The 22953-nt window shown below is 62.3% G+C and carries 19 protein-coding genes and 1 riboswitch; of the genes, 8 read left to right on the plus strand and 11 right to left on the minus strand.

What is annotated here, in order from left to right; all coding sequences use genetic code 11:
* Positions 1 to 95 precede the first annotated feature (95 nt).
* Both R2E40_RS06260 and R2E40_RS06265 read left to right on the plus strand, forming a co-directional pair.
* Positions 96 to 569, plus strand: a complete 474-nt coding sequence (locus tag R2E40_RS06260) for a peroxiredoxin (protein WP_318165017.1) — start codon at positions 96 to 98, stop codon at positions 567 to 569.
* Between the two features lie 124 nt (positions 570 to 693).
* Entirely contained in the window at positions 694 to 1662 is a 969-nt protein-coding gene (locus R2E40_RS06265) for a calcium/sodium antiporter (RefSeq protein ID WP_039216106.1), read from the plus strand.
* A 66-nt stretch (positions 1663 to 1728) separates the two neighbouring features.
* Here the strand turns inward: R2E40_RS06265 and R2E40_RS06270 are convergent, their stop codons facing one another.
* Positions 1729 to 2880 carry a type III PLP-dependent enzyme gene (locus R2E40_RS06270; RefSeq protein ID WP_011705184.1) on the minus strand — a complete coding sequence of 384 codons (1152 nt, stop codon included), beginning with the start codon at positions 2878 to 2880 and terminating at the stop codon, positions 1729 to 1731.
* Between the two features lie 497 nt (positions 2881 to 3377).
* Positions 3378 to 3488, plus strand: a riboswitch (glycine riboswitch).
* 250 nt (positions 3489 to 3738) lie between these two features.
* Between R2E40_RS06270 and R2E40_RS06275 the strand changes: the two genes are divergently transcribed.
* On the plus strand, positions 3739 to 5121 hold the full coding sequence (locus tag R2E40_RS06275; protein ID WP_318165018.1) for a sodium:alanine symporter family protein: 1383 nt from the start codon (positions 3739 to 3741) through the stop codon (positions 5119 to 5121).
* 108 nt (positions 5122 to 5229) lie between these two features.
* On the opposite strand, the gene R2E40_RS06280 is transcribed toward R2E40_RS06275, so the two are convergent.
* Together R2E40_RS06280 and R2E40_RS06285 are read right to left on the minus strand one after the other, a co-directional pair.
* A complete protein-coding gene (locus R2E40_RS06280; RefSeq protein WP_318165019.1) occupies positions 5230 to 5931 on the minus strand; it encodes a lipoyl protein ligase domain-containing protein in 702 nt (233 codons plus the stop codon).
* Between the two features lie 99 nt (positions 5932 to 6030).
* Positions 6031 to 7428 (minus strand): nucleobase:cation symporter-2 family protein, encoded by a 1398-nt coding sequence (locus R2E40_RS06285; RefSeq protein WP_017765758.1) that lies wholly within the window; start codon positions 7426 to 7428, stop codon positions 6031 to 6033.
* A 246-nt stretch (positions 7429 to 7674) separates the two neighbouring features.
* Here R2E40_RS06285 and R2E40_RS06290 point away from each other — a divergent pair, with 246 nt between their 5' ends.
* Entirely contained in the window at positions 7675 to 8814 is a 1140-nt protein-coding gene (locus R2E40_RS06290; protein WP_318165020.1) for a GGDEF domain-containing protein, read from the plus strand.
* 34 nt (positions 8815 to 8848) lie between these two features.
* On the opposite strand, the gene R2E40_RS06295 is transcribed toward R2E40_RS06290, so the two are convergent.
* Both R2E40_RS06295 and R2E40_RS06300 read right to left on the minus strand, forming a co-directional pair.
* Positions 8849 to 9097 (minus strand): YciN family protein, encoded by a 249-nt coding sequence (locus R2E40_RS06295; protein WP_005298586.1) that lies wholly within the window; start codon positions 9095 to 9097, stop codon positions 8849 to 8851.
* Between the two features lie 150 nt (positions 9098 to 9247).
* Positions 9248 to 10627 carry an MATE family efflux transporter gene (locus R2E40_RS06300; protein WP_039215328.1) on the minus strand — a complete coding sequence of 460 codons (1380 nt, stop codon included), beginning with the start codon at positions 10625 to 10627 and terminating at the stop codon, positions 9248 to 9250.
* A 120-nt stretch (positions 10628 to 10747) separates the two neighbouring features.
* Here R2E40_RS06300 and R2E40_RS06305 point away from each other — a divergent pair, with 120 nt between their 5' ends.
* Both R2E40_RS06305 and R2E40_RS06310 read left to right on the plus strand, forming a co-directional pair.
* Complete coding sequence (locus R2E40_RS06305; RefSeq protein WP_318165021.1) at positions 10748 to 11605, plus strand: AraC family transcriptional regulator; 858 nt, start codon at positions 10748 to 10750, stop codon at positions 11603 to 11605.
* A gap of 68 nt (positions 11606 to 11673) precedes the next feature.
* Positions 11674 to 13368, plus strand: a complete 1695-nt coding sequence (locus R2E40_RS06310; protein ID WP_318165022.1) for an NAD-dependent malic enzyme — start codon at positions 11674 to 11676, stop codon at positions 13366 to 13368.
* A gap of 140 nt (positions 13369 to 13508) precedes the next feature.
* Here R2E40_RS06310 and R2E40_RS06315 read toward each other — a convergent pair whose 3' ends face one another.
* From R2E40_RS06315 to R2E40_RS06330, 4 genes are all read right to left on the minus strand, one after another.
* On the minus strand, positions 13509 to 14564 hold the full coding sequence (locus R2E40_RS06315; protein WP_318165023.1) for an OmpA family protein: 1056 nt from the start codon (positions 14562 to 14564) through the stop codon (positions 13509 to 13511).
* Positions 14565 to 14774: 210 nt separating this feature from the next.
* Entirely contained in the window at positions 14775 to 15776 is a 1002-nt protein-coding gene (ompA, locus tag R2E40_RS06320; RefSeq protein WP_016349943.1) for a porin OmpA, read from the minus strand.
* A 431-nt stretch (positions 15777 to 16207) separates the two neighbouring features.
* On the minus strand, positions 16208 to 17242 hold the full coding sequence (locus R2E40_RS06325; protein WP_011705194.1) for an OmpA family protein: 1035 nt from the start codon (positions 17240 to 17242) through the stop codon (positions 16208 to 16210).
* 308 nt (positions 17243 to 17550) lie between these two features.
* Positions 17551 to 18147, minus strand: a complete 597-nt coding sequence (locus R2E40_RS06330) for a hypothetical protein (protein ID WP_085734680.1) — start codon at positions 18145 to 18147, stop codon at positions 17551 to 17553.
* 258 nt (positions 18148 to 18405) lie between these two features.
* Between R2E40_RS06330 and R2E40_RS06335 the strand changes: the two genes are divergently transcribed.
* Together R2E40_RS06335 and R2E40_RS06340 are read left to right on the plus strand one after the other, a co-directional pair.
* Entirely contained in the window at positions 18406 to 18672 is a 267-nt protein-coding gene (locus R2E40_RS06335; protein WP_005298604.1) for a helix-turn-helix domain-containing protein, read from the plus strand.
* 205 nt (positions 18673 to 18877) lie between these two features.
* Positions 18878 to 20239, plus strand: coding sequence for a sodium-dependent transporter (locus tag R2E40_RS06340; protein WP_318165024.1), 1362 nt, complete (start codon positions 18878 to 18880; stop codon positions 20237 to 20239).
* An 87-nt stretch (positions 20240 to 20326) separates the two neighbouring features.
* Here the strand turns inward: R2E40_RS06340 and R2E40_RS06345 are convergent, their stop codons facing one another.
* On the minus strand, positions 20327 to 21193 hold the full coding sequence (locus R2E40_RS06345; protein WP_011705198.1) for a patatin-like phospholipase family protein: 867 nt from the start codon (positions 21191 to 21193) through the stop codon (positions 20327 to 20329).
* 33 nt (positions 21194 to 21226) lie between these two features.
* Positions 21227 to 22780, minus strand: a complete 1554-nt coding sequence (locus R2E40_RS06350) for a diguanylate cyclase (RefSeq protein ID WP_318165025.1) — start codon at positions 22778 to 22780, stop codon at positions 21227 to 21229.
* Between the last annotated feature and the right edge of the window lie 173 nt (positions 22781 to 22953).

The following is a 22953-nucleotide window of genomic DNA, read 5'->3' on the forward strand; positions in this document are numbered from 1 at the left end:
GGTTAGCCCAAAAGGCGGACGGGATCGGGGTCTGTGTCACATGACGGGAGTGGGGTAGACTGAAGCCCCTGCCATCCAGTTGAGGACGAGAGATCATGATAGCGATTGGCCAAGCCCTGCCCGCGGGCGAATTCACCTTCATCACCGCCGAGGGCAAGCAGCAGCGGGATAGCCAAAGTCTGTTTGGCGGCAAGCGGGTGGTGCTGTTTGCGGTGCCCGGTGCTTTTACTCCTACCTGTTCCAACGCCCACCTGCCGGGCTATGTGGTGCTGGCCGACCAGCTGATGGCCAAAGGCGTCGATGCCATCTGCTGTCTGTCGGTCAACGACGCCTTCGTGATGAAGGCGTGGCAGGATGCCCAGAACGCCGAGGCCATCATCATGCTGGCCGATGGCGACGGTAGCTGGACCCGGGCACTGGGTCTGGCCAAGGAGACCGGGGCCTTTGGTGGCGTGCGCGCCCAGCGCTTTGCCCTCATCGCCAACGATGGCGTGGTCGAGCAGCTGTTCGTGGAGGCCCCCGGCAAGTTCGAGGTGTCGGATGCCCAGAGCCTGCTGGCGGCGCTGTAAAATATCAATCGTCGTTTGATTTCCTCTTGAAATGGAAAGTCGGCTCGCTACACTGGGCCCACTTCTGCAAAGAGCCGGGCCATCGCCTGGCTCTTGCGTTTGCTGGCGATGGAATGGAGATGTTATGACCCTGGCTTTTGTTGCCCTGATTGCCGGACTGGCGCTGCTGGTCTGGAGTGCGGACAAGTTTGTCGATGGCGCCGCCGCCACCGCCCGTTACGCCGGCATGCCGCCGCTGCTGATCGGCATGGTGATCATCGGCTTTGGCACCTCGGCCCCCGAGATGGTGGTCTCCGCGCTGGCGGCCTCCCAGGGCAACCCCGGCCTTGCGCTCGGCAACGCCTATGGCTCCAACATCACCAATATCGCCTTGATCCTGGGGCTGACCGCCCTGATCAGCCCCATCGCGGTGGCCTCTCAGGTGGTGCGCAAGGAGATCCCCATCCTGCTCGGTATCACCCTGCTCTCCGGCGCCCTGCTGCTGGACGGTCATCTGGACCGCACGGACGCCGTGATCCTCGGCGTGGTGTTCGTCGGCCTGATGGGCTGGTCGATCCGGGCCGGCATGCGCGGCAAGGGGGATGCGCTGGATGCGGAAACCGAGGAGAGCATCGACAGCGAGGGGATGTCCCTCAAGGCGGCCATCGGCTGGCTCATCGTCGGGCTGGTGCTGCTGATTGCGGCCTCCCGCCTGCTGGTGTGGGGGGCGGTGACCATCGCCCAGGCGCTCGGCATCAGCGATCTGGTGATTGGCCTCACCATCGTCGCCGTCGGCACCTCGTTGCCGGAGCTCGCCTCTTCGCTTATTGCCATTCGCAAGAACGAGCACGATCTGGCCCTTGGCAACGTGCTTGGCTCCAACCTGTTCAACACCCTGGCGGTGGTGGGGATCGCGGCGGGGATCCACCCGCTCGACGTGGCACCGGAAGTGCTCTCCCGCGACTGGAGCGTGATGATGGGGCTGACCCTGTTGCTGCTGGTGATGTGCCTGGGCCGCAAGGGGCAGGGGCGGATCAACCGGCTGGAGGGGGGCCTGCTGCTCGCCTGCTTCGTCGGCTACACCGGCTGGTTGCTGGCCAGCCAGTTCATCTAGCCGTTTGTGCTGGATGAAACGAAAGAGGGGAAGCCGCGGCTTCCCCTCTTTGCATCCGGCCTGTTGTCAGGCGACCGCCACCAGCTTCTGCCCTTTCTGGCTGCTGTCCAGGATCAGGATGCTCGCCTTGGGGAAGAAGTTGAAGGTGGAGGCCGAGGCCCAGGTGTAGGCCCCCATCACCCGGCCCACCACCAGCTCGCCGATGGCCAGATCCGGCAGCATGATGCCGTCACGGATCACGTCCACGCTGTCGCAGGTGGGGCCGGAGAGCACCGAGTTGTGCAGTTCGCCGCGAGCCAGCGGGGTGCTCACCGGATAGGTGACGTGATCGTAGAGCTGGCCGTTGTAGCTGCCGTAGAGACCGTCATCCAGGTAGTACCAGATCTTGTCGCCGCGATGGGCCTTGCCCATCACGCTGGAGACCGAGGTCATGGCCGGCGCGCTGATGAAGCGGCCCGGCTCGGCAATCTTCTGCACGGTGGCGGGCAGCTTGGCCAGCGCCTCGCGGATCGGCGCGCAGAAGCCGTCGATGTCGAACTCGCCGCCCTCATAATCCACCGGGAAGCCACCGCCGATATCCAGTACCCAGGGCTTGAGACCGAGTTCCCAGGCCTGCTCCATGATCTCGCGGCAGGCGTCGATGGCCTGCACGTGGCGACGGGCGTGGGGCACCTGGGAGCCGACGTGGAATGACAGCCCCATCACCTTGATCCCCTTGGCGTGGGCCAGTTGCAGCAGCGGCAGCGCCTGCTCCGGGGTGCAGCCGAACTTCTTGGAAAGGTCGACCTTGGTCTCGGGGTTGGGGAAGCTGACTCGCAGCAGCAGTTTCACTTCGTCCTTGTAGGGAATGAACTTCTCCAGCTCCAGCGGGTTGTCGTAGACAAACACGGTGCAGCCGTACTCCAGCGCATAGCGGATGTCGCTGTCGCGCTTGATGGGATGGGTATGAATGCAGCGTCCCGGGCGGACCCCCTGACTGCGCACCAGATCCACTTCGCCATTGGTGGCCAGGTCGAAACAGGCCCCCTCTTCCTTCAAGACAGAGACCACTGCCTCGTGGGGCAGGGGTTTGAGTGCATAGTGCAATCGTACATCGGGCAGGGCGGCCGCCAGGGCCCGATACTGTTTGCGGACGGCTGCCTTGTCGAGCAGCAGCAGGGGGGAGCCGAACTGTTCAACCAGCTGACGGTAATCTTGTGCTACCAGGGTCTCGTTCATTCTCTTTTGGTCATCCTTAGGGGGCGTGATATGCCCAAGCCATATGGGGTTGAACCGGCGACGGCCGGCTCAGGCGAGCGGTCCGGAGGGACCAACCAGGCACATTGCATAACTCCATTGCAAAGTGCTTAGTTATGCGCGGGATTATCGGCTTATTGCGTTTGTGTGCAACCCTTTTGATTGGATATGTCGGCAAGTTTTTCTGGTCGAGACGAAATATCATCTTGATATGGCGGCCGTATCGGCTAGTGAAGCTGGGCCATCTGTGGCAAGTGGGAATAACTTATTGATAGTTAACGAACAAATAACAGATGGTTCGGTACGAAAAAAAACGGCGGCCGGGATGGCCGAGTGGGAGACAGCTCACACTTTTTGGATTACCATGCCCGCTTCCTAATCCAAACTAGTTCGGATGAAGGTAGCAGGAGAGCGATGGGCAACCATCCACCGAAGAAGTGAATCTTTCAGGTACCGGGCAACCGGTGTGGACTGCTACTGGACGATACTCTGGAGAGACCCGTTGAATCGGGCGCCGAAGGAGCAAGGCACCGTGATTGCATCGCAATCTGGCGCCGGAAACTCTCAGGCAAAAGGACAGAGGGGATGGGATGGTTGTACCTGAGCTTGGAACTGTTCACGATCGGTAACGAGAGGTCGTCAGCAAGGCAAAGAGCAGCGCAGGAACCGGAGCGTATAGACATACGTGAGGATTCCGAGTCGCGTATGAGCCTTGATCACGGCCTCGCTGCAAGAGTGTGAACACGTTTTTGGCCCGCATCCGATCGCCTCTGGCCGATCGCGACACCTATGGGAAGATCATCCTTCTCCTCCTTAATTTTTGTTTCTTAAGGAGGATGCATGTCATCAATTCAATCGGCGCTCGCCGCCATCGATAGCTTTATCTGGGGTCCACCCCTGCTGATCCTGCTGGTCGGGACCGGTATCTACCTTACCCTGCGTCTGGGTCTGCTTCAGGTGGTGCGCTTGCCGCTCGCCCTGCGGCTGGTCTTTGGCCGCGACCAGGGTCAGGGCAAGCAGGGGGATGTCTCCAGCTTCGGCGCGCTCTGCACCGCTCTCTCCGCCACCATCGGTACCGGCAACATCGTCGGGGTGGCCACCGCCATCAAGCTGGGGGGCCCTGGCGCCCTGTTCTGGATGTGGATGGCAGCCCTGTTCGGCATGGCCACCAAGTACGCCGAGTGCCTGCTGGCGGTCAAATATCGTCAGCAGGATGCCAACGGCCAGATGGCGGGCGGCCCCATGTACTATCTGGAGAAGGGGCTCGGCTCCAGGCCGCTGGCCAAGCTGTTTGCCCTGTTCGGCATCGGCGTCGCTTTCTTCGGCATCGGCACCTTCCCGCAGGTCAACGCCATCAGTGACGCCATGAGCCTCTCCTTCTCGGTCCCCCGTGAAGTGACCGCCGTGGTGCTGACCCTGATCGTGGCGCTGGTGACCCTGGGGGGGATCCAGTCCATCTCCAGCGTGTCGAGCAAGGTGGTGCCCTTCATGGCCATCTTCTACATCGTCGCCTGCCTCGGTGTACTGGTGAACAATGCCGCCGCCCTGCCGGAGGCGATCGCCCTGGTGATCGGGAGTGCCTTCACCGGCCATGCGGCCACTGGCGGCTTCGTCGGCGCCGGCATCATGCTGGCGATCCAGTCCGGGGTGGCGCGCGGGGTCTTCTCCAACGAGTCGGGACTGGGTTCTGCGCCCATCGCGGCGGCGGCGGCCAAGACCGACTCCTGTGTGGAGCAGGGGTTGGTCTCCATGACCGGTACCTTCATCGACACCATCATCATCTGCACCATGACCGGCCTGACGCTGGTGGTCACCGGGGTGTGGAGCGGCGATGTGAGCGGCGCGGCCATGACCAGTCTGGCTTTTGCCCAGGGGCTCGATGCCCATGTCGGCCAGTATCTGGTGAGCATCGGCTTGTTGTTCTTCGCCTTTACCACCATCCTTGGCTGGAACTACTACGGCGAGCGCTGCACCGAGTACCTGTTCGGGGTGAAGGCGATCAAACCCTACCGCCTCATCTATCTGGTGCTGGTGGCGAGCGGTGCCTTCCTGCATCTGGACCTGATCTGGCTGCTGGCCGACATCGTCAACGGCCTGATGGCGGTGCCCAACCTCATCGGTCTCATCGGCCTGCGCCACGTGGTGATCGCCGAGACCCGCGCCTACTTCAGCCGGGACCGGGACCGGGATACGGAGTCCGAGCCCGAGCCGCAGACGGCCTGATGCCAAGACCACCCATCCAAACGAAAAGCCACGACCCGGGTCGTGGCTTTTTTTATGGGCGTTTTTGATGAGGGGGCGGTTGTGGTGCCCGGCAGCAGGGCGCTGGGCTCACTCCTGGGTCAGCAGCGCGGTGAGCCGGGTTCGCACCCTCTCCACCAGTTCGTCCTCGCTTCCTTGCCAAGCGATGGCTTGCGCGATGGTGGTGGAGGTGCTGGGGAGAAAGCGCAGCTCGCCGCCCGCCAGCTCGTAGAAGCGGCTCGCCATCCGGGTGCCTTCGTCCACGTTGCCCGCCACCAGCAGCATGGCTTGGGCCAGCACGGCTCCTTGGTGATCCTGGCCCGGCGCCAGCCAGCGCTGGGCGGTGCCGGTCACCTTGCGACCCCCGATCACCAGATTGTACTGGCCATCGCAAAACGAGCCGGGCACGAAGTCATAGCTGCCCTCAAGACCGTACTCGCCCAGCAGGGCGAGCAGCGGCGCCCCCAGCAGCCGGTAGTAGTGAGCCAGATCCGTGGTGGTGCGAGGCAGCATGAGCGACAGATTGAGGATGCCGGCGCCGTGGGGCACGGCGGTGCCTCCGCTGTCGCGCACATGCACGGGCCAGCCCTCGGCGGCAAGCTGCTCGCAGGCAGCCTGGTAGCGGGGCAAGCGGGTGTCCTTGCGGGTGACGATGAGACATTGAGGCGCCTGCCAGAGGTGGGCGAGGGGCTGGCGGTCATGGGCACACTCTCGCAGCCAGCGCTGCTCCTCGGCCAGGATCTGGTCCGGGGTGTGGCTGCTGGGCAGGGGGGGAAGCAGGGTATAGGGCATGAAAGGCATCCTGAGCAGAGGCTGCCCAGCACACTACCCGTGGCAGCGAAGGAGGTAAAGCCCCGCATGGCGGGGCTTTGGTGCAAGGATGGCGGAGTGTCAGGCCTGTGCGGCGGCGCGTTTGGGCAGCAGCAGGTTCATGATGATGGCGGTGAGGCCGCCGGTGGCGACACCGTAGGAGAGCACGCTCTTGGCCAGATCCGGCAGGTGCTGCAGCACTTCCGGCACCTGTGCCACTCCGAGGCCCATGGCCAGCGACACCGCCAGGATCATCAGGGCGCGGCGGTCGAGCTCCTCGCGGGAGATGATGCGCACGCCGGCGGCGGCGATGGTGCCGAACATGACGATGGTGGCGCCCCCCAGCACGGGCTCGGGGATCTGCTGCACCAGGCTCGCCACCGCCGGGAACAGGCCGAGCAGGGCCAGCATGGCGGCGATGAACAGGCCGACGTGGCGGCTGGCCACCCCGGTCAGCTGGATGACGCCGTTGTTCTGGGCGAAGGTGGACATGGGGAAGGTGGAGAACACCGCCGCCAGCATGGAGTTGGCGCCATCGGCCAGCACGCCGCCCTTGATCCGCTCCATGTAGACGGGCCCTTCCAGCGGCTCGCCGGAGATGTCGGAGGTGGCGGTCATGTCGCCGATGGCCTCGAGCGCCGTCACCACGAAGATGATGGCGAGCGGCACGAACAGCTGCCAGTCAAAGCCGAGCCCGTAGTGGAGCGGAACAGGCACCATCAGCAGCGGGCCGTCGAAGGTGGGGGCGTTGACCTTGCCCAGCAGCAGCGCCACCGCATAGCCCACCAGCATGGCGATCATGATGGCGGAGAGGCGCAGCCAGGGGTTGCGGCTGCGCTGCAGCAGCACGATGAGGCCGAGCACCAGCAGGGAGAGGAAGAGGTTGGTGTGGCTGGCGAAGCTGCCGTCCGACAGGGCGCCGTAGCCACCCCCCATGCTGATGAGGCCCACCTTGATGAGGGTCAGGCCGATGAGCAGCACCACGATGCCGGTCACCAGCGGGGTGATGATCCGTTTGACCAGGTGCAGGAAGCGGCTCATCACCACGATAGTGAGGGCGGCCGCCAGCATGGTGCCGAACAGGGTGCCCAGCAGATCCTCGGTGGGCATGGCCGCCTGTTTGAGGGCGAGGCCGGAGGCGATGATGGGGCCGAGGAAGTTGAAGCTGGTGCCCTGTACCGACAGCAGGCCGGAACCGAGGGGGCCGAATCGGCGGGTCTGGATGAAGGAGGCGATGCCGGACATGACCAGCGACATGGAGACGATATAGCGGGTGTCAGCGGCAGGGAGGCCGAGGGCGTTGGCAATGATGAGAGGAGGAGTGATGATGGCGACAAACATGGCGAGCATATGCTGCAGGGCGGCGAACAGGGTCTGGGGCAGGGGTGGGACATCCTCTATGCCATAGACCAGTTCGCTATGGGCTCGCCTGGGGGGATGGGCCTCTCGGGTTGCGCGTACGGCGGCAGCCTGTTCCATAAATACCTCGAATGTGTGGGGGAGGGGGCAGAAAATTGGGCGCTATTTTAGTGATTGAGAGCGGGCTGACCAGCGCTAATTCGGGTTGCAACGGGTTTATTTTTTGATGGGTTGAAACGTTTGCGCGTGGCGATTATGATCCGCCGGTTTGTGTGATGGCGCTCGCCCGGAAATGGGGCCGGTTGCATAGGATTTTGCCGCCGCACGGCGTAGAATGAGCCCTCTGTTGCGATTTGGAGGCTCTGGATGCTGAAGCTGTCGGAGTTCTGGAGTGCCCGTGCCCACTCCGAAGATTTTACCCTGACCCGCATGGGCTTTATGACGGTGCGTCTTCGGCTGCTCACCTGTCTGTTGATGGTGGGCCTGCCCGCCTGGGCGGTGGTGGACTGGCTGACCTTGCCCTCCGCCCAGTTCGATGAACTGTTTCAGGCCCGGATCTTCTGCCTGCTCGCCCTCTCCCCGCTCATCCCCTTCTCCTACCTCATCCACTTCAGACGCGAACGCATGAAGCTGGCGCTCGGCTACCTGATGGCGGTGATGATGCTCTTCTCCCTCATCTGCCTGCACAGCTTCGGCGCGGATCAGGAGCTGCAGGCGGGCTACATGGCGTTCCCCTACCTGCTCATCAGCCTGTTCGCCATCTTCCCCATTCCGCTCTCCCTCGGCCTGCAGCTGGCGGGGGGCATTCTGGTCACCATGCTGGCCGGCAACTGGCTGCTGGTAGGGCAGCCGCTCTGGAGCGTGCAGACCCTCAACCAGATCTGGCTGCTGGGGCTGTTTGCCCTGGCCAGCAGCTGGGTGCAGTGCGGCCAGCTCAACATGCTGCTGCAGCTCTACCGGGAGTCCACCACCGACGAGCTGACCGGCATGATGAACCGCCGCCTGCTGATGAAACAGCTGGAGAAGGCGAGGATGAGCATGATCCGCAAGCAGGCACCGTTCGCGGTGCTGTTGCTGGATCTGGACCGCTTCAAGCGCATCAACGACACCTTCGGCCATCTGGCGGGGGATGCGGTGCTCAAGGAGGTGGCGGCGACCCTGGCTGAGCAGCTGGAGCCCGGCATGGTGTTGGGCCGCTACGGCGGCGAGGAGTTTGCCATCCTGCTGCCCAACTGCGCCGAGCTGGCCCAGGCCAAGCGGGTAGCCGAGCGGCTGCGGGTGGCGGTGGAGGCGCGGCTGGTGAAGAGCCCTACCTCCGACGAACTGCTGGAGGTGACGGTGAGTATCGGCCTGACCCTGGCTTTGCGCGGCGAGGGGGTCGAGGATCTGCTCAACCGGGCCGACGAGTGCCTCTACATGGCCAAGATGGCCGGGCGCAACTGCGTGGTGGGGGAACTGGGTGGCAAGCCGGCACAGTCTGCCGCCATACAGACAGATGCCGCCTGAGGGCGGCATCTTGCTTGAGCGGGATTGAGCGGGCTCAGCCCAGCTGGTACTTGCCGGAGAGCTGCTGGGCCAGCAGCTTGAACATGTTGAACACCGCCATGGTCTTGCCGGTCGGGGTGCCATCTTCGGCCAGGAAGAACTCCCCCTTGAACACTAGGATCTCCCCCTTCTGCTCCACCGAATCGGCACGCATGCCGTGGATGAAGTCTTCGTGTTCCTTGATGATCTTGTTGGCCATCTCCAGCAGGGCAGTCTCGGTGATCAGCTCTTTTTGTGGTTGCATGCTCGTCTCCTTAAACGACTACTGGGCAGGGGCATAATGTCGGTGCACGCGGTGCGCCCTGCCTCTGATTGAAGAGGGGGCCAGCATACTGCAAACAGGGATTTTCTGTCATTGATATGACCCCGCATTTTCCCGCTTTGCTCTCTTCCCTTATCCCAGCACCAGATTTCTGAGCCAGCGGCGCTGGCGAATGCGGCGTTGCACCAGTAACACCTTGCTGAGCTCTTCCAGCAACACCACCGCCACCACCCAGGAGAGGGGCCAGCCGAGCAGGTTGACTGCGCCCCAGGCGAGCGGCAGGCCGATGCACCACATGCCGACGATGTCGATGAAGATGCTGTAGTTCACATCCCCACCCGAGCGCAGTACTCCTATGATGCCCACCATGTTGAACACCTTGAGCAGCATGCCCAGACACATGATGGCGAGCACCTGGCCAGCCTCCGTCATCAGCTCGCCCGGCAGGTTGCCAACCCACTGCAGCAGGTGGGTCTGCAGCAGCCAGACCGCGATCCCCACCAGCAGGGCACCTATGGGCGCAAGCAGCAGGAACAGCTGGGAGTGCTGCCAGGCAACCTCGTACTCTTCCGCCCCGAGCCGGTGGCCGAGCAGGGTGGAGCAGGCCACTGCCAGTCCGAAGAAGAGGGAGATGAGGATGCTCTCCAGCGTGCCGAGGGTGGTCATGATGGCCAGCGAGTCGGTGCCAAGGTGTGCGTAAAGAAAGCCGTAGAGCAGCATGCCGAACGCCCAGAGCCCGTCGTGGAACAGGAGCGGCAGGGCGATCAGGGTGAAGCGCACCACCTCCTTGCGCTTGAAGGCGGCCAGCCAGTCATCTTTTCGCGGGATCAGGCGCGCCTCGTAGCGTCTCACGTAGAGCAGCAGCAGGGTCGTTTGCAGCAGCCGTGAAAGGGTGGTGCCCCAGGCCGAGCCGGCTACCCCCATCGCCTCGAAGCCGAAATGACCGAAGATGAGGGCGTAGTTGAGGATGACGTTGGCGATGATGGCGATGATACCGATGCGGGTGGGGGCGGCGGCATTGCCGACCGAGCGCAGCGCCGACTCCAGCGGCACCACCACGGCGGTGCAGAGGATGGTGGCGCCGGTGATCATCAGAAACTGATCGGCCAGCTCGCGCAGCGCGGGCTCCTGGCTGGCAAAACCGAGCACGCTGCCCGGTGAGAGCACGTAGACGAGGGCAAACGGCAGGCTCACCAGCAGGGCCCCCACCAGCGCCAGCGCCAGCGAGCGGCGCACCCCGGCCATCTCGCCACGACCGTAATATTGTGCCGCCAACACCGAGACCCCGCCCGAGAGTCCCGCTATCACCAGCAGATTGAAGAAGAAGACCCGGTTACCCAAGCCGACCGCCGCCACAGCCGTGGTGCCAAGCTGGCTCACCATCATGATGTCGATGAGACCGAGCAGGGAGAACATCATGGATTGCAGCGAGACCGGCAGGGCCAGCCGCCACAATCGGGTCATGAACTCACGATCGGTGGTTTGTTTTAAAATCGCTTGCCAATAATTCATTTATGTTAACCGGGTAGATAAAAAGCAAGGTTTGTCATGGCTATGATAGGGGGAGTGGCGGGCGGCTTCACTGTGAGCCTCTCTCGGCTTTCTTGTGTAAAACTATCCTGTTGAGGTGTTATGCCGTTTGTCAGCGAGTGTCTGGAAATCGCCCCGGCCTGCGAGGAGCGAATGCTGGGGCGTGAAGGGCTGCCGCTGCTCGGCGAGGCGGGCATCTTCCTGACCGGGCTCTCGAGCATCCGCGATCACTACCTGATCCGTCGCAACCGGCCGGAGTTTCACATCCTGATGGTGAGCCACGACGAGGGGGGCGCCCTGCTCACCGATGGTGGCGAGCAGCCCATCCCGGCCGGTTCGCTCATCTTCTTGCCGGCAGCAGTGCCCGGTGGTCTCAAGCTGGTGGGGGCGCAGTGGCGCACCAGCTGGATCCTGCTGGATGACGTGCCGCGCTGGCAGCACCTGCACCGGCTCGGCCACCGCATCTGGCAGGGGGAGGAGGGGGAGCAGCTCTACCACCTGCTCAGCCTGATGCAGGGGGAGGGCACGCGTTCACCGCTGCAGCCCCAGTTGCTGAGCCTGCTGCTGGCGCTCCTGGAGCGCACACTGCAGGGGGAGGTGCGCGGCACGCCTGAGCTCAGGCTGCAGGCGCTGTTTCGGCGGGTGGAGGCGCGCCTCGACGAGCCCTGGAGCGTGGCGTTGCTGGCCGATCAGATGGCCTGCTCGGTGCCCCATCTGCATCGGCTCTGCCAGCAGGCGTTCGGCATGGGGCCCATGGCGAAGGTGACCGCACTCAGGATGAACAAGGCGCGCCAGCTGCTGCTCTACACCAACTGGCCCCTCGGCGAGCTGGCCGGCCGGGTCGGTTACAGCGACGGCGCCAACTTTGCCAACCGCTTTCGCCGGCTCACTGGTCTGACCCCCGGCGCCTTTCGTCGCCTGGGTCGCAAACCTTTTGCAACGGATGTGCAAACTCTTTGAAATTAATGGCGCAAGCCCATAGGATCGGCGGACTCCTTCGTCCAGGTCATCGTTTAGGTACCCGATCCATGTTTGAAGATAATAACCAGAAACGTCCCCTCTACATCCCCTATGCCGGTCCGGCCCTGCTGGAGACCCCGCTGCTCAACAAGGGCAGCGCCTTCACCAGCGAAGAGCGCAGCAACTTCAACCTCGAAGGCCTGCTGCCCCAGAATATCGAGACCATCGAAGAGCAGGCCGAGCGGGCCTACCGTCAGTTCATGGCGTTCGGCAACGACATGGACAAGCACATCTACCTGCGCAACATCCAGGACACCAACGAGACGCTGTTCTACCGGCTGCTGACCAACCACCTGACCGAGATGCTGCCGGTCATCTACACCCCGACCGTCGGCAAGGCGTGCGAGGAGTTCTCCAACATCTACCGCCGCGCCCGTGGCCTGTTCATCTCCTATCCGGACAAGGACAGGATCGATGACATGCTGCAGAACGCCACCAAGCAGAACGTCAAGGTGATCGTGGTCACCGACGGTGAGCGGATCCTGGGCCTCGGCGATCAGGGCATCGGCGGCATGGGCATTCCCATCGGCAAGCTGTCGCTCTACACCGCCTGTGGCGGTATCTCGCCGGCCTACTGCCTGCCGGTGGTGCTGGACGTGGGCACCAACAACCAGCAGCTGCTGAATGACCCCTTCTACATGGGCTGGCGCAATCCGCGCATCTCGGGTGAAGAGTATGCCGAGTTCGTGGACGCCTTCATTCAGGCGGTCAAGCGCCGCTGGCCCGACATCCTGCTGCAGTTCGAGGACTTCGCCCAGAACAACGCCATGCCGCTGCTCAACCGCTACAAGAACGAGCTCTGCTGCTTCAACGACGACATTCAAGGCACCGCCGCCGTGACCCTGGGCAGCCTCATCGCCGCCTGCAAGGCCTCCGGCGCCAAGCTCTCCGAGAAGCGGGTCGCCTTTCTCGGCGCTGGCAGCGCCGGTTGCGGTATCGCCGAGCAGATCGTGGCGCAGATGAAAGCCGAGGGGCTGACCGATGCCCAAGCCCGCAGCCGGGTCTTCATGGTGGACAGGTTCGGCCTCATCACCGACAAGATCCCCAACCAGCTCGACTTCCAGCGCCGCCTCTCCCAGCCGGTGGATCGCATCGCCGACTGGCCGGTGGGGGACAACATCTCCCTGCTGGAGGTGATGGAGCACGGTCGCCCGGACATCCTGATCGGAGTCTCCGGCCAGCCGGGGCTGTTCACCGAAGAGGTGGTCAAGACCATGCACAAGCACTGTGCCCGCCCCATCATCTTCCCGCTCTCCAACCCCACCTCCCGGGTCGAGGCGACGCCGGCAGATCTGATCCGCTGGACCGACGGCCAGGCGCTGGTGGCCACCGGCAGCCCGTTCGCACCGGTGGAGTACAAGGGCAAGCGCTACGTCATCGCCCAGTGCAACAACTCCTTCATCTTCCCGGGGATCGGCCTTGGCGTCATCGCCGCCGGCGCCACCCGGGTGACCGACGCCATGCTGATGTCGGCCAGCCGCGCACTGGCGGAGTGCTCGCCACTGGTGAAAGGGGAGGAGGGCTCCTTGCTGCCGGATCTGGCGGACATTCACCAGGTCTCCCGCTACATCGCCAAGATGGTGGCCAAGACCGCCATGCTGCAGGGCAAGGCAGTACAGACCCCGGACGAGGTGATCGATCAATCCATCGAGGCCAACTTCTGGCGCCCCGAGTATCGTCGCTATCGCCGTACCTCCTTCTGATTTCGGCGGGAAGGCGCAAAGCAAAAGGGATGCCTCGGCATCCCTTTTTTGTGCATCGCGTTGTGGGTGGGCTTGCTCACCACCTGTTGTTATCTGCACCTCTTCACACGTCTGGCGCTGTGCTCTCTTCGTAGCTGGAATTACTGCTCGGCCGGGGCGGCGGCTGCCTCGGGGGCACCCTGAGTACCGGTGACCCTGACTTCTACCCGGCGATCCGGTGCCAGGCAGTCGATGAGGGCGGCTCTGGCCTTGATGGCATCACACTGGCTGCCGGTGACCGGGTTGCTCTCGCCATTGCCCTGGATGCTCACCTTGTCGGCGGGCAGCCCCTTGCCGATCAGGAAGTTGGCGACCGTGCTGGCGCGGGCCTCCGACAGCACCTGGTTGTTGGCATCCGACCCGATGCGGTCGGTGTAGCCCATCACCACGGCACTGCCATCCTTGGGCTTGACGTCGGCTATCTGCTGATAGAGCGACTCCAGTGCCTGCATCCCCTCCGGTTTCAGCTCCGCCTTGCCAAACGCAAACAGCACGTCCGAACTCAGGTTGAAGGTCTGATCCACCGGCTCGGGAGCGGGCGGTGGCGGGGGAACGACCATGGGGGCGGGGGCCGGCTCGACCGGTTTGCTGCGGTTGGGGTGGATCACCAGCTCCAGGGTGGCGGTGCTGATGTCGCTGACCCAGCGCTGGGTACCGCTGCCCACCTTGTCATTGTCGGGATCGTCGCCGACCCGGACCATGTAGCGGTAGCGGGCCTGGATATCGACCCAGTCGTGCAGCTTGGCGGTGAGGCCGAGGCCGGCCAGCGGTGCCAGGTTGTTGTCGCCGCCGTTGATGGACTTGACGTGGTAGACATAACCGCCGCCCTCGGCGAACACCGAGAAGATATCCCCCAGCGGCAGCCGACCAATCACCGACAGGGTGGCGCCCTGGCTGCTGAAGTCGTTGCCCTGCACGTCCCAGTCACCGGTCGACAGGTAGCCGAGCTCAGCCCCCAGATTCTCGGTGAAGTTGTAGCCGCCGAACAGGGAGAGCGCGGTGGCGTCCTTGCTCGCATCCTTGCCAAAGTCACCCAGATCGTGAGCGATGGCCCAGCCACCTCCCACCCCGGCGTACCAGTCGTTGTCTGGCGCCGCCTGTGCGCCCGTGGCTGCCAGTGCCAATGCAATCCAAACAGGTTTTACTCTTATGTTCATCGCGTATCCTCGTCGATGTCTGGTGTAGTAGGGCGCAAGCCCTGTTGTGTACAACCACCACTATTTATAGGCGATGCAGGGTTTTTAACCACTTAGGTGGTATCGAGGATGGCAATGAGCGGGATCTGCGGGCCAGCCGAGGTGCTCAGGGTGAGCGCCAGGCAATAAAAAAGGAGGCCTGATGGCCTCCTTTTCGGTCACCAAGGTGACTTACTGGGTGACTTGTTGTACGCCGGTGACGCGCACTTCTACGCGACGATCCGGGGCCAGGCAGGCGATCAGCTGGGCCTTGGCCTTGATGCCGTTGCACTGGGTGCCGGTGACCGGGTTGGCTTCGCCACGACCTTCGATGGCTACCTTGCCGGCAGGCAGACCCTTGCCGACCAGGAAGTCGGCCACGGTGCGGGCACGGGCTTCAGACAGCTTCAGGTTGTAGGCGTCGGAGCCGATGCGGTCGGTGTAACCAACGACCACGGCGCTGCCATCTTTCGGCTGTACGTCGACGATCTGTTGATACAGGGTGTTCAGGGCGGCAACGCCTTCCGGTTTCAGGGTGGATTTGCCGAAGGCAAACAGCACGTCTGAGCTCAGGGCGAAGTTCTTGTCGACCACGACCGGCTCAGGAACCGGCTCGGGAGCCGGTGCCGCTACCGGTGCCACGTAAGTGGAGCGGTTCGGGTGCATCACCAGTTCCAGGGTGGCCACGCTCATGTTGGTTTCCCAGGTCTTCTGCTCGTCACCCAGGTTCCACATGTAGCGGTAACGGGCCTGCAGATCGATCAGGTCAGAGAGCTTGGCGGTCACGCCCAGACCGGCCAGCGGCGCGGTACCGTTGTCGCTGCTGCCGTTGCCGTTGACGTGGTTGAAGTAGGCGCCGCCTTCTGCAAACACGGAGAAGATGTCGCCGAGCGGCAGACGAGCCAGACCGGACAGGGTTGCGCCCTGGGTCTTGAAGTCAACGCCATCGACGCCACCCTTGCCGGCGTAGAGATAACCCAGCTCGGCGCCGAAGTTATCGTTGAAGTTGTAGCCGCCAAACAGGGAGAGCGCGGTGGCATCCTTGTCGGCATCTTTGCCAAAGTCGTTCAGGTCGTGGCCATAAGCCCAACCAGCACCGATACCTGTGTACCAGTCGTTGGCAGCCTGAGCGGTGGAAGTCCCCATGGCCGCGATGGCCAGAGCAATCAGGGCGGGTGCCATTTTCATTTTCATCGTTTTATCCTCGTTGAGTTTGCCGTGCTAGGGCGTACTGCGCACTCTTCAGTTATACCGGTCACAAGTGACAGTTCAGCTGCGACCGCCATGGTGAACCACGGTTGGCCTGAATGAAAAAAGAGATGGTTCCTGGATACTCACGAAGCCTTGGCTCCATGGACAACTAACCGGGCCGGAAGCACTTTTAATAGTTCATCCAATGCCTTACAAGCGGAGTTACTGTATTCTTTTGACTCGCGTTGATCAAGTTTCTGTACAGATATCCAGCGCTGGCGCGGCTCTGCACGGGGGGCTAGAAAACTGACGGAGGGAAATGATTTGACAGAAAGTGACGCGCCTTGCTGTGTTTTTGGTCAGTTGGCGGCGAGGAGGCAAACAAAAGGGGATGCCGTGGCATCCCCTTTTCGCATCATCTGAACGGAGTCAGATTACTTCTGAACTTCTTGTACGCCGGATACGCGAACTTCAACGCGACGGTCCGGAGCCAGGCAGGAGATCAGCTGAGCTTTGGCTTTCACGCCGTTGCACTTGGTGCCGGTGACCGGGTTGGCTTCGCCACGACCTTCAACAGCAACCTTGCTGGCGGCCATGCCTTTGCTGACCAGGAAGTTGGCAACAGTGCGAGCGCGGGCTTCGGACAGCTTCTGGTTGTAAGCGTCGGAACCGATGCGGTCGGTGTAACCAACGACAACAGCGTTGCCATCTTTCGGCTGGAATTCAACGATTTGCTGGTACAGACCGTTCAGGGCAGCAACGCCTTCCGGCTTCAGGCTGTCTTTGCCGAAGGCAAACAGCACGTCGGAATTCAGGGCGAAGTTCTTCTCGACAACCTGCGGAGCCGGGGCCGGAGCTTCTTCAACAACCGGGGCCGGAGCCGGGGCTACGTAGGAAGTGCGGAACGGGTGGTATACGGCTTCCAGGGTCGCAACGCTCTGGTTGGACTTGTAGCGTACGTCGTCCGGGGCATCGCCTGCGTGCAGGTCAGCCACGTCCCACATGTAGCGGTAACGAGCTTGCAGATCCAGCGCGTCGTTAACCTTGTAGGTCACACCCAGGCCGGCCAGCGGGGATACTTTGGTGTCGCTGGTGCCCAGACCGTCGGTGTGAGCCCAGTAGGCGCCGCCTTCAGCGAAGGCAGAGAAGTCGCCGCCCAGCGGCAGACGAGCGATACCGGACAGGGTGGCACCCTGGTTCTCGTAACGCAGACCGTCGGTGTTGCCGCGGCCAGCGTACTGGTAGCCGAACTCGGTACCGAAGTTTTCGGTGAAGTTGTAACCGACGAAGGCGTTGGCAGCAGCAGCGTCTTCAGTACCAGCGTAACCGCCACCACCGATCTTGTTCAGACCGTTGAAGTGGGCAGCACCGGCACCGGCACCGAAGTAGATGTCGTCAGCGGCGTGAGCTGCAGTTGCACCCATGGCAGCCATGGCGATGGCGATCAGGGAAGGAGCCATTTTCATCATAAAAAAATCCTCGTTGAGATGGCACGTTGTTCACGTGCTTCGCACTTTTTAATTTATGTAAGCTGCAGGCTCTGCCGAACAACAGCGTTGAGTCTGGCAGGGATCCCGGATCCATCCGGGAGGCACACATTCCTGGTGCACAAGCGAGCGGGTGGCAGCGTAAGCAATGCCTTCAACCCTTCACGAACAGCCGATGTCATTCCGATGACGTGGCGCACTCTATGCCGATTTCAAAACATGATCAAGCTCACACATAATCCATATGGCAAATTGTGTCGTGTGGATAACTGGCTGTTTATCCAAATTAATTAGTGATCCAAATAGGCTCTGTGCAGTCTCTTCTCGAGTTTCATATAGGCCTGAACCCAGTCAGATTGCGCCATGGCGGGAAATTCCCTCGCCTGGAACACGGCCAGGTAATCGGCCTCGGTTGCTTCGCACAGTAAGGGTGTAAAACTGCACAAAAAATGACGGGCCAGGTAGGGATCGAGCGGCCAGATGTTGAGGATGGCCCGCGCCACAGGCTGTACCGCAGCTGAACAGCAGAAATGTAGGTGGCCGGCTTCGAGCCAGTCGGCCATCTCGGCCAGCCCGTTAACGGGGACCAGGCCGCCATCGCCCGACTCTTTGGCCAGCACCAGTTGCTGGCCATTGCCAAGCAGCAGGGTTCCATCTTCCTGCATGACGCCGTCGTGACTGCGCAATGGCAGCCCGGTTGCGGGCCGCTCAAGAAACAGGCTGCTCTTGTCATCGAGCGCAGCCAAAACTGCTGCCGCCTGATCGTGCAGCGCGGCGGGCAACCAGAAGGCCTCGGCACGAGTCTGCTGGCCTTGCTGCAGTTGACGAGCGAGTTCTGCGGGGGTGGTGACAGGGTGTAAACAGGAGATTATGCCGGGAAGCGCCATGAGTTCTTACTCTTAAGGGATAGCCGGCGAATTATACGAGTTATTCCTGTGGCAACAATAAAGGTTTCTTTTCGAGACTGTTTACCTGAGGCGGTTGAGCGATTACCATCCCCGATGTTTGCAAGGGTTGTCGTCGAAAGACGCTGATTAAAGATAGAGGCTCGACCATAACGAGTCCGTTCAAAACTGATACACTTGACTACGAGTCGTCGCGAAAAATAAAGGTGGAGTCAATCCGCCGTACGGAGTATGGAACACATGAATTCAAATATCGTAACTGTTGGCAAGAAGATCCGTCAGATCCGTGAAGCGGTCGGCCTGAGCCGTCCCAAGTTTGCAGATCTGCTGGGCGTTCCCCCGACCACCCTGAAGAACTACGAACTGGGTTATCGTGAAGTTGGTGGCGCCTTCCTGGTGGCACTGGCTCATCACCCGGAACTGCACAAGTTCACCCTCTGGCTGCTGGCTGACAAAAAAGTCGCCGAAATCGGTCAGATCGGCCCGGACGATATTGCCAAGGCTTGATTTGATTGAGCTTTGACAAAAATGCCGCCATTGAGGCGGCATTTTTTTATCCATCAAATAACCCACTAAATTAATTAAATTTGGCTAATTGTGCTCTCACCAAGGCTTTTCACGAAAATACCTTGGCAAGCCGGATTAATCCTCAGAAAATTCTGACCGCTAAAATTAGCGGTATCCCTCGCATGATGCGTACAGTGAGACAAGCATGAGTCAAATCACCCCCAAGGCCAGAGATGGCTTTACCAGCAAATTCGGCGTCCTTGCCGCCACCCTGGGCTCAGCCGTCGGGCTGGGAAATATCTGGAAGTTTCCCTACCTGACGGGCGAAAACGGCGGCGCCGGTTTCCTGCTGGTCTATGTCATCGCGACGCTGCTGGTTGGTCTGCCGGTGATGATCTCCGAGATCATGCTGGGGCGCAAAGGCAAGTCCGATGCCGTCACCACCCTCAGCAAGCTGGCCCCCAAGGGGCAGCCCTGGTGGTTGATCGCGGCCATGGGGGTGCTGGCTGCCTTCCTTATCATGTCTTTTTATTCCGAGGTGGCAGCCTGGGTCTTTGCCTACATCTTCAAGGCCGTTGACGGCTCCATCCTGTCGACCGATCCCAAGGTGACCGGGGCGGCCTTCGGGGCGCTGATCAGCGACCCGCTGCAGAGCCTGCTCTGGCAGTGGCTGGTGCTGGCTCTGATGGGCGGCATCCTGCTGATGGGGGTCTCCAAGGGGATCGAGGCGGTGACCAAGAAGCTGATGCCGGTGCTCTTCATCCTGCTGCTGGTTATCGGCATCCGCAGTCTGACCCTGCCGGGTGCGAGCCAGGGGCTGCATTTTCTGTTCTCACCAGATTTTTCCAAGATAACGGCCGGGGTGGTGCTGACCGCCATGGGGCTGGCCTTCTTCAAGCTCTCCATCGGCATGGGTTGCATGATGACCTATGGCAGCTACTTTCGGGATGATCAGAACATCCCGCTGACAACCTTCCGGGTGATGTGCGCCGACCTGTTCGTCTCCATGCTGGCCGGCATCGCGATCTTCCCGGCGGTATTCGCCTTCGGTTTTGAGCCCACCGCCGGTCCCTCCCTGCTGTTCATCACCATTCCGGCGGTATTTGCCAGCATTCCGTTCGGCCACCTGTTCATGGTGCTGTTCTTCGTGCTCTCCGCCATCGCCGCCACCGGCGCCATGCTCTCCATTCTGGAAGTGCCGGTCTCGGTGGTGTCAGAGCGATTTCGCATGAGCCGCCCCAAGGCGACCCTGCTGAACTTGCTGGTGCTGGGGGCGGTGGGGTCGACCTGTGCGCTCTCCAACAGCTCGCTGGCGGACGTTCATATCGCCGGCAAGACTTTCTTCGACCTGTTCGATTTCGTCTCCTCCAACGTATTGATGCCCCTTGGCGGCATCTTCCTCTGCCTGTTCGTGGGCTGGGTGTGGGGCTTCGAGCGGATGAAGGAGGCGCTGACCAACGGCGGCGAGCTGGAGCTGACGATCCTCAAGCCGCTGTTCTTCATCATCCGTTACGTGTCGCCGCTGCTGATCCTGATCGTGATGCTCAAAGGGTTGGGGCTGTTCTAGCCAGCAGTGCTGGGGTCACAGTTCCCACAGCAAAAGAGCGCCGCAAGGCGCTCTTTTTGTTGGGGAGGACGAATCCGGTGAACCGTACTAGAGCACGCCGAGGCGGCCGAGCTCATCCTTGAGCTGGTCGAGGTTGCGCTCGACGCAGGCTTCGCCCTCGTTGATGGCATCGCTGGCGCGGTGGAAATCCATGATGGAGAAGCTGCCAAGGCGCGGGCAGAGCTGGATCTCGGGCGGGTCGCCTGCCATCCGGGCACGGGTGATGCGCTCCTGCATGATGTTGATGGAGCCGGTCATCACGCTCCACATGCCCGGCGTGTTGGGGCTGTCACCCCGGTTGAACCACTGGCTGAAGCGGTTGCCGCCGCTCGGTTCATCCGGCTCGTCGGTCCAGGGCTGGTGCATGTCGGCGTTGAGGTTGACGGCGATCACCACCTCGGCCCCCATGGCGCGGGCCAGCGAGATGGGCACCGGGTTGACCACGGCGCCGTCCACCAGCCAGCGATCCTCGACCCGGGTCGGGGTCAGGATGCCGGGCATGCCGCAGGAGGCGCGCACGCACTGGCGCAGCGGCCCCTGCTGCAGCCAGATCTCGCGGCCGGTGTCGAGCTCGGTGGCGACGCAGGCAAAGGGCAGCGGCAGCGTTTCGATGGCGGGATCGCCTAGGTGGTTGGCGGCGATGCCGAACACCTTCTCGCCGCGAAACAGGCCGCCGGAGAGGGCCGGATCGAGCAGGCTGACCACCTGCAAGCGGCTGAAGCCGCGTACCCAGCTCTCCAGCTTGTCCAGTTCACCGGCGGCATAGGCGGCGCCGACAAAGCTGCCGATGGAGCAACCCGCCACCAGATCCGGTTTGACGCCGAGCCGCTCCAGCGCCCGTATGATGCCGATGTGTGCCCATCCACGGGCCGCGCCGCTGCCAAGAGCCAGTCCCACACGGGGTTTTCGTGCCACTTTGTCTCTCCAGGAGTGAGTGAGAAAGCCAGCTTACCCGCAGTTGCCGGCGCCGTCATCCTGCCAGCGTTCGCTGCGATTGCGGCCGTTGGCCTTGGCCTGATAGAGCGCCACGTCGGCCCGCCGAATGGCCTCCTGCAGCGGGGTATCGGTGGTGCTGTGGTGGTAACCCAGGCTGACGGTCACCGCCAGGGCCGGTGCCAGCTCCTGCCAGGGGTGGCGGGCGATGCGCAGACGCAGCTGCTCGGCCAGCTGGTCGAGTGGTTCGCCCCCCTTGGCCGCCAGCAGCAGAAACTCCTCGCCGCCCCAGCGGATCAGGGCGTCTTCCCGCCGCAGGTGCTGTTGGCACAGGCGCACCAGCTGGATCAGCACCTGATCGCCCACCTCGTGGCCAAAGCGGTCGTTGACCTGCTTGAAGTGATCGCAGTCGAACATGATCACCCCGACGCTGCCCCCGCGCTGCTGATGGCGGCGCTCGAACTCGTCGAAGTAGTGGCGGTTGAAGGCGCCGGTCAGGGCATCGTGGCGAGAGAGATAGTCCAGCTGTCGGTTCAGGCGGCGGGACTTGAGATTGGCAAGCACGGCCCAGGCCATGAAGAACAGGGCGATCAGGGTCGGGGCGGACTGGCAGAGCAGGGCCCACAGCAGGGAGGGCAGAGGGATGCGGTGGAGCAGGGTGAGCTCGGTGTCAGGAATGGCGTACTGGAACTGAAACGCCCCCTGCTGCCAGTGGTAGCCATCCCGAGCCTTTGACGGCTTTGGGACGAAGTCGACCTCCTGATTGCTGCTGGCGAGGATCTGCTGATGCTGGTTGACCAGAAACAGGGTGCCGATACCTGGGGTGGATTCGCGCAGCAGTTGCTCCAGCCGGGAGAGCAGCACATCGATGCTGATGACGCCCACCAGCACCTGATCCTTCACGATGGGCTGTGACAGGGTGATCATCTGGCCCGCGCCGGCAAAGTCCTCGTAGGGGCGCGAGACGGTGGCGTGCAGGCTCTTCTCCTTCTGTTTCAGGGCATCCTGCCAGTAGGACTTGAGATAGATGTTGCGCCGAAAGTGAAACTGGCTGGCGGGGACCCAGGGGTAGAGATAGACGAAGTCATCGACCCCGGTGAAGTAGAGCCAGCCGACCTTGTCCCCCAGCAGCTTGCTGGCGGTGGAGAGCAGGGGGGAGAGGCTCAGCGCCAGGTGCAACCTGGCGGCGCGCTGGCTGCCGGGGGCCGGCAGCGGCCCCAGTCCGGTCAGGTTGCCGCTCAGCCCCTTGGGCAGGTTGGCGGGCACCCGATCCAGCGCAAAGCCCTGGTCGCCATTCTCCCGCAGGGCGCCGTAGAGCTGCTGGGTGAGGGCGGATTGCGGGTTGCTGCGCAGCCGCTCCTCTGCCTGACCGCGCATGGCCTCGAGAAAGGTTTCCATCTGCTGAAACTGGGATTTCAGGCGGGAGGCGGTGCTGAGGGTATCGCTCTGATAATGGTCGGTAACCTGGGTCAGGGTCAGCTTGAGCGTGATGGCCAGCAGCAGGGCGACGAAGGCGCAGAGCAGCCATTGCAGGCGATAGGTAACAAAATGAGATCTGGGTGCAGGCATAGGTGCAGGGCGGGATCCGGACAGGTTCGGTGCATCAGTGTAGGGTAGAATCCTTGCGAACGTCTCCGCCTGCAACGATTTTGGTGATATTCCGCCGCTCCTGTTACGTTTTGTCACATTTATACATAGTCACGGCATAGTCAGGGGGTAACATGGTGACCATCATTGATGAA

It is taken from the genome of Aeromonas sp. CD (assembly GCF_033349375.1).
In the GTDB taxonomy this organism is placed as follows: domain Bacteria; phylum Pseudomonadota; class Gammaproteobacteria; order Enterobacterales; family Aeromonadaceae; genus Aeromonas; species Aeromonas hydrophila.

What these genes read in the sequence shown, in the direction of transcription:
- R2E40_RS06260 (WP_318165017.1), top strand. Translation starts at nt 96, where the DNA reads ATGATAGCGATTGGCCAAGCCCTGCCCGCGGGCGAATTCACCTTCATC.
- R2E40_RS06340 (WP_318165024.1), top strand. Translation starts at nt 18,878, where the DNA reads ATGAGTCAAATCACCCCCAAGGCCAGAGATGGCTTTACCAGCAAATTC.
- R2E40_RS06300 (WP_039215328.1), bottom strand. Translation starts at nt 10,627, where the DNA reads ATGAATTATTGGCAAGCGATTTTAAAACAAACCACCGATCGTGAGTTC.
- R2E40_RS06325 (WP_011705194.1), bottom strand. Translation starts at nt 17,242, where the DNA reads ATGATGAAAATGGCTCCTTCCCTGATCGCCATCGCCATGGCTGCCATG.
- R2E40_RS06270 (WP_011705184.1), bottom strand. Translation starts at nt 2,880, where the DNA reads ATGAACGAGACCCTGGTAGCACAAGATTACCGTCAGCTGGTTGAACAG.
- ompA (WP_016349943.1), bottom strand. Translation starts at nt 15,776, where the DNA reads ATGAAAATGAAAATGGCACCCGCCCTGATTGCTCTGGCCATCGCGGCC.
- R2E40_RS06295 (WP_005298586.1), bottom strand. Translation starts at nt 9,097, where the DNA reads ATGCAACCACAAAAAGAGCTGATCACCGAGACTGCCCTGCTGGAGATG.
- R2E40_RS06280 (WP_318165019.1), bottom strand. Translation starts at nt 5,931, where the DNA reads ATGCCCTATACCCTGCTTCCCCCCCTGCCCAGCAGCCACACCCCGGAC.
- R2E40_RS06310 (WP_318165022.1), top strand. Translation starts at nt 11,674, where the DNA reads ATGTTTGAAGATAATAACCAGAAACGTCCCCTCTACATCCCCTATGCC.
- R2E40_RS06335 (WP_005298604.1), top strand. Translation starts at nt 18,406, where the DNA reads ATGAATTCAAATATCGTAACTGTTGGCAAGAAGATCCGTCAGATCCGT.
- R2E40_RS06290 (WP_318165020.1), top strand. Translation starts at nt 7,675, where the DNA reads ATGCTGAAGCTGTCGGAGTTCTGGAGTGCCCGTGCCCACTCCGAAGAT.
- R2E40_RS06265 (WP_039216106.1), top strand. Translation starts at nt 694, where the DNA reads ATGACCCTGGCTTTTGTTGCCCTGATTGCCGGACTGGCGCTGCTGGTC.
- R2E40_RS06285 (WP_017765758.1), bottom strand. Translation starts at nt 7,428, where the DNA reads ATGGAACAGGCTGCCGCCGTACGCGCAACCCGAGAGGCCCATCCCCCC.
- R2E40_RS06330 (WP_085734680.1), bottom strand. Translation starts at nt 18,147, where the DNA reads ATGGCGCTTCCCGGCATAATCTCCTGTTTACACCCTGTCACCACCCCC.
- R2E40_RS06350 (WP_318165025.1), bottom strand. Translation starts at nt 22,780, where the DNA reads ATGCCTGCACCCAGATCTCATTTTGTTACCTATCGCCTGCAATGGCTG.
- R2E40_RS06315 (WP_318165023.1), bottom strand. Translation starts at nt 14,564, where the DNA reads ATGAACATAAGAGTAAAACCTGTTTGGATTGCATTGGCACTGGCAGCC.
- R2E40_RS06275 (WP_318165018.1), top strand. Translation starts at nt 3,739, where the DNA reads ATGTCATCAATTCAATCGGCGCTCGCCGCCATCGATAGCTTTATCTGG.
- R2E40_RS06305 (WP_318165021.1), top strand. Translation starts at nt 10,748, where the DNA reads ATGCCGTTTGTCAGCGAGTGTCTGGAAATCGCCCCGGCCTGCGAGGAG.